Source organism: Nigerium sp., from assembly GCF_039811905.1.
Taxonomy (GTDB): domain Bacteria; phylum Actinomycetota; class Actinomycetes; order Propionibacteriales; family Propionibacteriaceae; genus Propioniciclava.
In genome coordinates this window covers 1-11,108 of the sequence record NZ_JBDHZL010000084.1, presented here as the reverse complement: position 1 = coordinate 11,108, position 11,108 = coordinate 1, and the positions used below count along the sequence as shown (strand labels likewise).

The 11,108-nt window shown below is 72.0% G+C and carries 9 protein-coding genes and 1 pseudogene; 5 read left to right on the top strand and 5 right to left on the bottom strand.

Annotated elements, in window-relative coordinates; all coding sequences use genetic code 11:
- A partial coding sequence (locus WMJ97_RS11870) for an NAD-dependent malic enzyme (protein ID WP_347349208.1) occupies positions 1-1,558 on the top strand: 1,558 nt, incomplete at its 5' end.
- 82 nt (positions 1,559-1,640) lie between these two features.
- Here the strand turns inward: WMJ97_RS11870 and WMJ97_RS11865 are convergent.
- The 5 genes from WMJ97_RS11865 to WMJ97_RS11845 all read right to left on the bottom strand — a co-directional run bounded on the left by WMJ97_RS11865 (position 1,641) and on the right by WMJ97_RS11845 (position 7,446).
- Positions 1,641-2,678 carry a LacI family DNA-binding transcriptional regulator gene (locus tag WMJ97_RS11865; protein ID WP_347349207.1) on the bottom strand — a complete coding sequence of 346 codons (1,038 nt, stop codon included), beginning with the start codon at positions 2,676-2,678 and terminating at the stop codon, positions 1,641-1,643.
- A 10-nt stretch (positions 2,679-2,688) separates the two neighbouring features.
- Entirely contained in the window at positions 2,689-4,038 is a 1,350-nt protein-coding gene (locus tag WMJ97_RS11860) for a GH1 family beta-glucosidase (RefSeq protein WP_347349206.1), read from the bottom strand.
- Positions 4,039-4,043: 5 nt separating this feature from the next.
- A complete protein-coding gene (locus WMJ97_RS11855) occupies positions 4,044-5,012 on the bottom strand; it encodes a carbohydrate ABC transporter permease (RefSeq protein WP_347349205.1) in 969 nt (322 codons plus the stop codon).
- Positions 5,009-6,010 carry a sugar ABC transporter permease gene (locus tag WMJ97_RS11850; RefSeq protein WP_347349204.1) on the bottom strand — a complete coding sequence of 334 codons (1,002 nt, stop codon included), beginning with the start codon at positions 6,008-6,010 and terminating at the stop codon, positions 5,009-5,011. The genes WMJ97_RS11855 and WMJ97_RS11850 overlap by 4 nt, the downstream gene beginning before the upstream one ends.
- Before the next feature lie 119 nt (positions 6,011-6,129).
- Positions 6,130-7,446, bottom strand: a complete 1,317-nt coding sequence (locus tag WMJ97_RS11845) for an extracellular solute-binding protein (RefSeq protein ID WP_347349203.1) — start codon at positions 7,444-7,446, stop codon at positions 6,130-6,132.
- A gap of 337 nt (positions 7,447-7,783) precedes the next feature.
- On the opposite strand from WMJ97_RS11845, the gene WMJ97_RS11840 reads away from it, so the two are divergent.
- The 4 genes and pseudogenes from WMJ97_RS11840 to WMJ97_RS11825 all read left to right on the top strand — a co-directional run.
- Positions 7,784-8,506 carry a type 1 glutamine amidotransferase gene (locus WMJ97_RS11840; RefSeq protein WP_347349202.1) on the top strand — a complete coding sequence of 241 codons (723 nt, stop codon included), beginning with the start codon at positions 7,784-7,786 and terminating at the stop codon, positions 8,504-8,506.
- A 125-nt stretch (positions 8,507-8,631) separates the two neighbouring features.
- Positions 8,632-10,200, top strand: a complete 1,569-nt coding sequence (locus WMJ97_RS11835) for a radical SAM protein (protein WP_347349201.1) — start codon at positions 8,632-8,634, stop codon at positions 10,198-10,200.
- The gene (locus WMJ97_RS11830) at positions 10,197-10,847 is read left to right on the top strand and encodes a hypothetical protein (RefSeq protein ID WP_347349200.1); all 651 of its coding nucleotides are present in this window, start codon (positions 10,197-10,199) and stop codon (positions 10,845-10,847) included. The genes WMJ97_RS11835 and WMJ97_RS11830 overlap by 4 nt, the downstream gene beginning before the upstream one ends.
- 2 nt (positions 10,848-10,849) lie before the next feature.
- Positions 10,850-11,108, top strand: a pseudogene (locus tag WMJ97_RS11825) (SAM-dependent methyltransferase); the annotation flags it as partial.

Sequence of the window (11,108 nt, the reverse complement as noted above, 5' to 3'; positions counted from 1 at the left end):
GCAGTTGAGCAGGGTGTACGAGCAGTTCCGGGCGCGGCGGACGAACTTCGACAAGTTCATCCACCTCTCCGCGCTGCGGGAGCGGAACACGGTGCTCTTCTACCGGCTGCTGTCTGAGCATCTCGAGGAGATGATGCCCATCGTCTACACGCCGACCATCGGCGAGGCGATCGAACTGTTCAGCCACTTCTACAACCGGCTGCACGCGGTGTTCCTGTCGATCGACGACGGCGACGCGGACACGATCGAGGAGAGCCTCCGCTCGAGCGGCCGCGACGCCGACGAGGTCGACGCGATCATCGTCACCGACAGCGAGGGGATCCTGGGCATCGGCGACCAGGGCGTCGGCGGCGTCCTCATCACCATCGGCAAGAAGAGCCTCTACACGGCGGCCGGCGGCCTCGACCCCGACCGCATGGTGCCGGTCGTGCTCGACGTGGGCACTGACAACCTGGGCCTGCTGAACGACGACTTCTACCTCGGGCTGCGTCACGCGCGCGTGCGCGGGGAGCAGTACGACGAGTTCATCGAGCGGTTCGTCGAGGCCGCCAACAAGGTGTTCCCGCACGCGATGATCCACTGGGAGGATTTCGGGGCGGCCAACGCCCACCGCATCCTCGACAAGTACCGCGACAACATCTGCACCTTCAACGACGACGTGCAGGGCACCGCGGCGGTCGTCGCCGCGGCGGTGCTGTCGGCCGTCAAGGCGACGGGGGAGCGGCTGCGCGACCAGCGGGTCGTGATCCACGGGGCGGGCACGGCGGGCGTGGGCATCGCCGATCTGCTCATCGACCTCATGGTCGCCGAGGGCGCCACCCGCGAGGAGGCCCGCGCCCAGTTCTGGTGCACGGGCAGCCGCGGCCTGATCTCGACGGCGCTGGGCGACCGGGTGCGCGATTTCCAGCGGCCCTACGCCCGGGACGCGGCCGAGCTGGCGAACTGGAAGATCACCAACCCGCGGCGCACGGATCTGGGCGACATCGTCCGGAACGTGCACCCGACGATCCTGATCGGGACGTCCGCGCAGCACGGCAGCTTCACCGAGGAGATCATCCGCGACATGGCGTCGCACGTCGACCGCCCGATCATCATGCCGCTGTCGAACCCGACGCCGAAGGCCGAGGCGGTTCCCGCCGACCTCATCGCGTGGACCGACGGGGCCGCCCTCATCGCCACCGGGTCGCCGTTCGGCCCGGTCGACTACGAGGGCGTCACGTACGACATCGCGCAGGCGAACAACGCGTTCGTGTTCCCCGGCATCGGCCTCGGCGTGGCGGTCTGCCGGGCCCGCCGCGTCACCGATGGCATGATCGCGGCGGCCGCCCAGGCGGTCGCGTCGCTGCCGCAGGTGTCCCAGCGGGGTGCGTCGCTGCTTCCGGCGGTCAACGATCTGCGCCGGGTGTCCGCGGTGGTCGCGATCGCGGTCGCGCAGGCGGCGTCGGAGGAGGGCGTCGCGGAGATCGAGCTCGACAACCCGGTGCAGCAGGTTTTCGAGGCGATGTGGCAGCCCGCCTACCCCGAGTTGGTCATCGACGACGAGGGCACGACCATCTGAGGGACCCGATGAGGGCCACCCACGATCACCGGGCGCCGGCGTCCTCACCCGGGACGCCGGCGCTCTGCTGCGCGCCGGCGCCTCACGCGGACGCCCGCGGCACCAGTTCGCTGTTCAGGATCACCGGGTAGGTGAACGGACGCCCCGCCAGGGAGTTGCGCAGCATGCGTCCGGCGATGCGGGCCATCTCGTGGGCCCGGCCGGTCATCGTGGTGAGCGGCGGCGTCGTCTGCCGGGACGCCTCCGAGTCGTCGAACCCCACCACCCGGACGTCCGCGGGCACCCGGTAGCCGGCCTCGCTCAGCACCCGCATGGCCCCGGCCGCCATCAGGTCGGACGCCGCGAAGATGCCGTCCAGATCGGGGGACGCCTCCAGCAGCTCCCGCGCGGCCGTGCGGCCGCCGGCGTCCGTGAAGTTGCCGTGCGCGACGCCGGCCGGCTCGAGGCCGGCCTCGGCGAGGGCGTCCAGGAAACCCTGCTGACGCTGCCGTCCGGCGGGCATGTCCATCGCGCCGGTGATCGTGGTGATGCGCCGGCAGCCTTGCCCGATCAGGTGCCGGGTCGCGACCTGCGCGGCCTGCACCGAGTCGACGTCGACGTACGGCAGGCCCCCGACGCCCGGGTCGCCGATGAACACCACCGGCTGGGTGAGCCGGGAGGTGGCCCGGGCGAGGTCCGTGCCGTGGTGCGAGACGATCACCGCCCCGTCGATGCGGCCGCTGGTCAGGTAGCTCAGCATCGTCTCGGCGGGCTGGCCCGGCTTGCTCATGGCGAGCACCACCTGGGCGTCGTGGTCGGTGAACGCCGACACGACCCCGTGGTACACCGAGGCGAAGAACGGGTCGGAGAACACGCGCAGGTCCGTCTCCGGCACGAGGACGCCGAGCACCCCCGACCGCTTGGTGACCAGCATCCGGGCCGCCTGGTTCGGGGCGTAGCCGAGGTCGACGACGGCGCGGGTCACCGCGTCCCTCGTCTCCTGGCTGACGAGCGCGCCGCCGTTGATCGCCCGGGACGCCGTCGCGCGCGAGACGCCGGCGGCCCGCGCGACGTCCTCCAGCGTGGGGGCCCCGGTGACGTTCCCGTTCGCGCCCCCGGGACGCCCGTCGTCAGTGCTCACCGCTCACTCCTCACCCCTGAGGGTCGCCGGACGCGACGACCCGCGCGAACCAGGCCGCGGAGTCCTTGGGGTACCGGACGCCGTCGTCAGCCACCCGCACCAGCCCGAACCGTTTCTCGAAGCCGGCGGCCCACTCGAAGTTGTCGAGGAGGGACCACACGAAGTATCCCCGAATGTCGGCCCCCTCGGCGCGGGCGTCCGCGACGGCGGTGAGGTGGTCGCGGAGGTAGGCGATGCGGTCGGCGTCGTGGACCGCGCCGTCGGCGTCCACCTCGTCGGGCATGGCCGCCCCGTTCTCGGTGACGTACAGCGGCAGGCCGGCCGGGCCGGTGTACTCGCGGTGCAGCCGCACGAGCATGCGGCGGAAGCCGTCGGGGTCGACCTCCCACCCCATCTCGGTGGTGGGGAGCCCCCGCGGGATCTCGACCAGCCCGGGGGCGGTGATCGCGGGGGTGAGCGGCACCCCCGGACGGCTGCCGACCTGCTGCGTCGAGTAGTAGTTGATGCCCAGGAAGTCGATCGGCGCGGCGATGAGCGCCAGGTCGCCCTCCCGGACGACCTCGGCCGGCCAGTCGGCCCCCGCGTCGGCGACGACGTCGTCGGGGTAGGCGCCCCGGAACAGCGGGTCGGCGAACAGCCGCAGGTTCGTGCCGTCGGAGCGGCGGGCCACGTCGACGTCGGCGGCGCTCGCCGGGTCGGCCGGGTACGCCGGGGTGTGGTTCAGCACGATGCCGACCTTCCGGACGCCCGCTTCCCGCAGCGCCCGCATGCCCAGCCCGTGGGCGAGCAGGAGGTGATGGGCGGCGACGAACGCCTCGCGGTGGCTCGTGTGCCCGGGGGCGTGCACGCCCGCCCCGTACCCGAGAACCGAGGGGCACCACGGCTCGTTCAGCGTCGCGAAATGGGTGACCCGGTCGCCCAGCGCCGCGTGCACCGCGACCGCGTACTCGGCGAACCTGGACGCGGTGTCGCGCGCCAGCCAGCCGCCGGGGATCGAGCTGGGCAGGTCCCAGTGGAACAGGGTCAGCCACGGGTCGATGCCGCGCTGCAGCAGGGCGTCGACGAGCCGGTCGTAGAAGCCCAGCCCGGCGCGGTTCAGGCGGCCGTCGGCGTGCAGCACGCGGGGCCACGACACCGAGAAGCGATAGGCGCTCACGCCGAGGCCGGCCATGATCTCCACGTCGTCGGCCCAACGGCGGTAGTGGTCGACGCCGCGGCGTCCGTCGTCGCCGTGCGCGATCGCGCCCGGCGTGAGGCAGAAGTCGTCCCAGATCGACGGCTCGCGGCCGTCGGCGTCCGGGGCGCCCTCGACCTGAAAGGCGGCGGTCGCCGTGCCCCAGACGAACCCCGCGTCGAACACCCGCCTCACCCCTTCACCGCGCCGGCCATGATGCCGGAGACCAGTTGCTTGCCGGCGATCACGAAGAGCAGCAGCAGCGGCAGCGTCGCCATGACGACGCCGGACATGATGAGCGACATGTCCTTGAAATGCGTCGACTGCAGCAACTGCAGCGCGACGGGCAGCGTCGGGTTCGACGGCCCGAGGATGATGAAGGGCCAGAAGAACTGCGTCCAGCTCGCCACGAACGTGAACAGGGCGAGCATCGCCGCGGCGGGCCGGGCGGCGGGGAGGGCGACGTGCCAGAACGTCCGGATCATCGAGCAGCCGTCCACCCGGGCGGCCTCGATGAGCTCGTAGGGGAGCGCCTCCTCCAGGTACTGCGTCATCCAGAAGACCCCGAACGCGTTCACCATGCCGGGCACGATCACGGCGATGAGCTGGCCGGTCCAGCCGAGGTGGGCCATCACGATGAACAGCGGGACGACCCCGAGCTGCGCCGGGATCGCCATCGTGCCCACGATGAACGCCAGCAGCACCGGACGCCCGCGGAACCGCAGCTTCGCGAACGAGAACCCGGCGAGCGTCGAGAAGAACACCACCGACACCGACACGACGACCGCCACGAAGATCGAGTTCAGCATGGCCGACCAGAACCCGATGTCGGCGTCGAGCACGCGCCGCACGTTCTCCACGAGGTGGCCCTGCGGGATCAGCGACGGGATCGGGTGCATCGCGATCATCGGCGCCGTCGACGACGCGAGCAGGAACGCGAAGTACAGCGGGTACGCCGAGATCGCGATCACGGCGACGAGGATCCCGTACGTCACCCACCCCGGACGCCGCTGGCCCTGGGCCAGGCGACCGCCGCGTCCCGTGCGGCTCGCCGTCGTCTTCCCGGACGCCGCCCGCGCCTTCGCGCGCTCGTTCGCCCTCGCGGCCGCCCGGGCCGCGCCCTTGCCCGCCAACTGGTGGACCATGCCGACCGAGCTCATCGCGCGACCCCCTTGCGGTTGCGGTTCTTTCGGCGCGGGTTCACCGCGCCCGAGGACGCGATGCGCCTCGTCAGGCCGAAGTTGAGCAGCGCGATGGCGACGATCAGCAGGAAGAGCAGCCACGCGACCGCGGACGCCCGCCCCAGCTGCTTCTGGGCGCCCCAGCCGAGCTCGTACATGTACATCGTCACCGTCATCCACTGCCGGCTGTTGCCGCCGAGGCCCACGCTGTCGTACATGCGGGGCTCGTCGAAGATCTGGAGGCCGCCGATGGTCGACGTGATCACCACGAAGATGATCGTGGGCCGCAGCATCGGCAGCGTGACGTGGAAGAAGGCCTGCAGCCGGGACGCCCCGTCGACGATCGCCGCCTCGATGACGTCGCGCGGGATCGCCTGCAGGGCGGCGAGCACGATCAGGGTGTTGTAGCCGGTCCAGCGGAAGTTCACCATCGTCGCGATCGCGAGGTGGCTCGGCAGGACGTCGCGGTGCCAGCCGATCGGGTCGAGCCCGGCGCCGGTCAGCACCGCGTTGATCATGCCGGACTGGTCGGCGAACATCTGCCCGAAGATCAGGGAGACCGCGACGGGCGCGACCACGTACGGCAGCAGCACGCCCATCCGCCAGAACGTCTTCGCCCGCAGGTTCGCGTCGAGCACCGCGGCCAGCGCGATCGCGCAGATGACCTGGGGCACCGAGCTGAGCAGGAAGATGCTGATCGTGTTGCGCAGAGCCACGTAGAAGCGCGGGCTGTTGAGGACGAACGCGAAGTTCTCCAGCCCGACCGGCCCGAGGTCGCCGCGGATCAGCGAGTACTGCCGCAGCGACACGTACGCCGTGTACAGCAGCGGGAACAGGCCGGTGATCGCGAACAGGACGAAGAACGGCGCGATGTACAGGTACGGGGCCGACCGGACGTCGAAGCGGCTGAGCCGCTGCCTCCAGGTGAGCCCCCCGGACGCCCCCGGCGTGGGCTGGGGGGCGGTGATGGTGGCCATGACACTCCTTCGCGTTCGTTCCGGGTGGGTTCGCGCCCGATCCGGGCCCGGCGGGCGGCGGTCGGCCGGCCCGGCGGCTCCGGGGGACGCCCGCGGCGTCCCCCGGAGCAGGGGTGGGACTAGCCGGTGATCTCCTTGGCGGCGGCCACGGCCTTCTGCCAGGACGCTGCGGCGTCGTCGGTCTTGTCGACGTCGACCCGGCCGATGGCCTCGCCGACGATCGTGTTCAGCGCGAAGTAGTGCTCGCCCTTGAACGGCTGCGTGGCGACGGCCTTGGCCCGCTCCGCGAAGATCGTGCCGGTCGGCGCGTTGTTGAAGAACTTGTTCGTCGCCTTCGCCAGCTCGGGCGACGACTGCGCCTGCACCTGGCTCGGGAAGTTGCCCTTGCTCGCGAACGCCTTGAGCTGCTGCTCGGGGGCGGTCAGCCACGCGGCGAGCGCCTTGGCCTCCTCGACGTGCTTGCCCGCGGCCGGCACCGTCAGGTACGAGCCGCCCCAGTTACCGCCGCCGCCGGGGAAGGTGGACGCCACGTCCCAGTTCGTCTGGCCCGCCGCGGCGCCCTCGATGACGCCGAGCATCCAGCTCGGGCACTGCATGGTCGCGAAGGAGCCCTTCTGGAACGCGGCCATCCAGTCGTCGCCCCACTGGCCGAGGCCGGCGGAGAGCTTGTCGTTCACGGACGCCTGCAGCGTCGTGTCGTACAGGTTCTTGATCTGCGTGTTCTGGTCGAGCGGGATCACCGTCTCCTCCGGCTTGGTGGAGGAGTACGGGTTCTCGAGCTGCTGCACCCGCGCGTTCATGACGGCGCCGGCCGAGTCGTACCAGCCGACGTTCGGCACCTTCGCCTTGAATTGCTTGCCGACCGTGAAGTAGTGGTTCCAGTCGCCGTCGAGGAGCTTCTTCACGCCCGCGCGGTCGGACGGCAGCCCGGCCTTGGCGAAAAGATCCTTCCGGTAGCACGTGGCTTCGGGCCCGATGTCGGTGCCGTAGCCGAGCAGCTTGCCGTCGGTCGTGGTGGCCTGCGCGCTCACCCAGTCGAGCCAGCGGCCGTCCGTGTCGCCGGACTTGAGGTCGGCGAACTTGTCGGCCTGGGGCTTCAGCTCCGGCATCCAGTCGCTGTCGGCGGCCTCGATGTCGGCCAGCCCCGACCCACCCGCGGCTAGGCGCGTGATGATGTTGTCGTGGGCCTCCTGCGACTTGCCGGCCTTCTTCTGCTTGATCGTGACGTTCGGGTGCGCCTTGGTGTACTCGGCGAACATGGCGTCGGTGTAGCCGAACTCGTTGAACGTCGCGACGGTCAGCTCGACCTTCTCGTTGGACGCCGTGGACGCGGCGGGGGAGTTCGCGGCGGGGGTGGCTCCGGACGAGCAGGCCGACAGCACCACGGCGAGGCTCGCGATCGACGCGGTGAGCGCCGCCAGCTTCTTCATCTGCATTCCTGACTCCTTTGTCGTGGCGGGTGGCCCGCCGACGGGGTGGTGGAGAGGGCACCCACCGTGCGACTGGGAGCGCTCTCACTGGTAAGGGTCATTCTGCTGAGAGCGCTTCCATTGTCAAGGGTCGGACGCGTGTCGCGTCGATTCTTCGCCGCGTCCGCCGCCGGTGCGGCCCTCCCGACCGGAGCGCGCGGAGGGGCGCGGCCACGCGGCGTCCGGGCGGGGAGCGAGACGGGGGCCTGCGCACCCGACCACGATCCGGACGCCCGGTCTCACGTCCTGCCATCGTGGGGCGGCCGTCACCGGCCCGTTACGGACGGCCACTACCGTGGATGTCATGAAGTACAAGCCTTGTACCGTGACGATTCTGCAACTCGACACCGGCGTGCCGATCGACCGCTTCGGCGGCTGGCTCGCCGATCAGGGCGTCGTCACCAGCATCGTGCCCGTCGCATCGGTGGGCGTCCCGAAGGTCGGTGAGCTGGAGGACGGTCTGATCGTCCTCGGCGGGCGCATGAGCGTGACCGACGGTCAGCAGTACCCGTATCTGGAGTCGGTCCGGCAGCGGCTCCGCGAGGCGGTCGCGGCGGGCGTCCCGACGCTCGCGATCTGCCTGGGCCATCAACTGCTCGCCGAGGCGTTCGGCGGCCAGGTGGCCGTCGAGCACGAGGGCGGCGAGGAGGGCGCGGTCGAGCTGCGCTGGTTGGACGCCGCGGCCGACGATCCCGTCCTGGCCGACGCGGTCTCGCGGCGGCTCGTCCGCGTGCCCGAGTCGCACCACGACGCGGTGACCGCGCTGCCCGACGGGGCGGTCGAACTGGCCCGCTCCGAGGCGCTGCCGTTCCAGGCGTTCCGGGTCGGGTCGGCCCTGGGCGTCCAGTTCCACCCGGAGGCGTCCCCCTCGCTGATGGTGTCCTGGGCGGAGGGCGCGCAGCGCCGCGGCCGCGACTGCGTCGATCCGGCCCAGCTGTGGGACGAGATGGTCGACGCGGACGCCGACGTCGTCAAGCTGGGCCGTTCGCTGGCCACCGGGTTCGTCAAGCAGGTGCGCGCCGCCTGATCGCCTGAGAAGTACCCGCCCCGCACCCTCCACGGCGGACGCCTCGCGGCGTCCGCTTTTTCGCGTCCGCAGGGCCGGCGCTCACCCCCGGCCGGGCGGAACCGCCCTCCCCTAGAGTGACGCCCATGAGACGCGCCCTGGGTCCCGGACGCCCGCTGCGCGGCGACCGCCTCCACCGCTACGTCACCGCGTTCTGCCCGCGCTGCCACGCGGAGGATCCGAGCCTCGGGGCGGCGCGCCGGCTCGCGGGGGTGCTGCTGGAGCAGGACGGGCGCGTCTGGCTGGAGCGGGGGTGCCCCGACCACGGGCGGGTCCGGACGCTGTATCAGGAGTCGGCCGCGATCCTGCGGTACCTGGAGCAGTGGCAGGCGCCGACCAAAGCCCACGTGCCCGACGACCCCGACAACTTCCGGCCGGTGCCCCAGGCGTACGCCTATGGGCTGCCGGCCATGCAGACCCAGCACACGTGCATCCTGCTGCAGGACGTCACCGAGCACTGCAACCTGCGCTGCCCGACGTGTTTCACGGCGTCCGGGCCGCAATTGCACGGCGTGGCCTCGGTGGAGGACGTGCTCGCGAACGTCGACACGCGCATCGCGCGCGAGGGCGGGCGGCTGGACGTCCTGATGCTGTCGGGCGGCGAGCCGACCCTCCATCCGCGCTTCGCCGAGCTGCTGGACGCCCTCGTCGAGCGCCCGATCGTGCGGATCATGGTGAACACGAACGGCGTCCGGCTGGCCGACGACGACGCTTTGCTGGCGACGCTGGCGCGGCACAACCGGCGCGCCGAGGTCTACCTGCAGTACGACGGGCCGTCGGCGGAGGCGTCCGTGCACCACCGCGGCGCGGACCTGACCCGCCGCAAGGACGCCGCGATCGAGCGGCTGGCCGAGGCCGGCGTGTTCACGACGCTCACCATGACGATCGCGGCCGGGGTCAACGACGACGACATCGGGGCGGTCGTGCTGAAGGCGCTCGACACGCCGTTCGTCGGGGGCGTCGCGCTGCAGCCGGTGTTCGGGTCGGGGCGCGGGCGGGGCATCGACCCGCTCGACCGCGTGACCCACACGGGCGCGCTGGAGCGGCTCGGGCCGCAGACGGGGGGCGTGGTCGCCTGGCACGACCTGATCGGGCTGCCGTGCTCGCACCCGCACTGCGCCTCCGTGGGGTACCTGCTGCGCGACGACGCCGGCGTCTGGCGCTCGCTCGTGTCGATCGTCGGCCACGACCGCCTGAAGTCGTGGCTGGAACTGGAGCCCGAGCTCATCGCGAACCGGGTCGCCGACAGCGACCTGCCCGCCCAGCTCCGCTCGGCGGTGAAGCAGTCGCTGCTGGACCTGATGAGCGAGCAGACCTCCCTGACGCACCCGGCGACCCTGGAGACCTGGAAGACGATCTGCACGGCCTGCGACCTCGGCATCGGCACGCTCGCGACGCTCGCCGCCGGACGCCTGCCGGGGCAGGCCGAACGCATGCGGACGTTGCTCGCCGATCGCGTGAAGCGGATCACTGTGAAACCCTTCATGGACATCGACACGATGCTGGAGGAACGTTTGACCCAGTGCTGCGTGCACGTGGGCACGCGGTCGGAGTCCGGGGCGCACCAATGCGCGCCGTTCTGCGCGGTGCAGGCGTGGCCCGAGTTGTCCGCGCAGCGTATCGGGACGGCTCGACAAGAGAGGGTGGAAGCATGACCGAAGAACCGCGCAGCCCGCAGGACCGCGCCGACGACGAGGCCGCCGCGCGGCGCCTCGCCGAGGGGACGCCGCCGTCCGCGCAGGTCGGCCCGCTGGGGCAGGGGGCGTCCGGGCAGCCCGGGCCGTCCGGCGAGCCAGACGCGCCCGGCGAGCCCCGCCGGATGGCGCACCGCAGCGTGTTGGACGGCTCGAGCGAGCCCGTCCCCGACGCCCCGCAGGCCGATGCGGACGCCGACGCGCCCAGCCTCGCGGCCCGGCTGAAGGCGTCCGAGAGCATGGCCCGGCTGCGCAACTCGACCGAGAGCGCCCGGCTGCGGGCGTCGGCGCAGTTCGAGAAGCTGAAGGCGTCCGCGGCGACGGCGCGGGCGGAGCAGGCGGAGGCCGAGGCGTCCGGGACGTCGCCGCACGACCCGCTGCGCCTGTGCATCTACGCGACCGTCGCCGCGCTGGGGTGGGCGTTCGGCCCGCTGGCGCTCGCCGTCTTCGCCGTGCTGGGGTTCGTCGCCTACTGGCAGGCCCGCGAGGCGGGGCTGACCCGGTCGGCGTGCTTCCTGCGCGACACCCGCCTGGTGCTGGTGTACCTGGGCGTCCTGGCGTTCGCGGGGCTGCTCGGCGTCGGGCTCTGGCTGTTCGGCTGGCGCTGAGCGTGGAGCCCGGCGTCGCGGCCTGGCTCGTCTCGCCCGAGGCGGCGCCCCTGCTGGACGCCGCGATGGCTGAGGACGATCCGACGTCGACGTCCGCGGCCACCCGGCTGCGCCGGCTCACGACGCCGGAGCGGGCGGCCGCGGTGCTCGGGCAGGCGGCGCTGCGCCGCCGCGGGCGGGCGAAGTTCGGCCCGGACGCCGACCGCTGGTTCTTCACGCCCGACGGCCTCGAGCAGGCGACGCGTCCGCGGGTGGCGTCCG

Coding starts and splice junctions, on each gene's coding strand:
- WMJ97_RS11850 (WP_347349204.1), bottom strand. CDS start 6,010: ATGGCCACCATCACCGCCCCCCAGCCCACGCCGGGGGCGTCCGGGGGG.
- WMJ97_RS11845 (WP_347349203.1), bottom strand. CDS start 7,446: ATGCAGATGAAGAAGCTGGCGGCGCTCACCGCGTCGATCGCGAGCCTC.
- WMJ97_RS11855 (WP_347349205.1), bottom strand. CDS start 5,012: ATGAGCTCGGTCGGCATGGTCCACCAGTTGGCGGGCAAGGGCGCGGCC.
- WMJ97_RS11835 (WP_347349201.1), top strand. CDS start 8,632: ATGAGACGCGCCCTGGGTCCCGGACGCCCGCTGCGCGGCGACCGCCTC.
- WMJ97_RS11830 (WP_347349200.1), top strand. CDS start 10,197: ATGACCGAAGAACCGCGCAGCCCGCAGGACCGCGCCGACGACGAGGCC.
- WMJ97_RS11840 (WP_347349202.1), top strand. CDS start 7,784: ATGAAGTACAAGCCTTGTACCGTGACGATTCTGCAACTCGACACCGGC.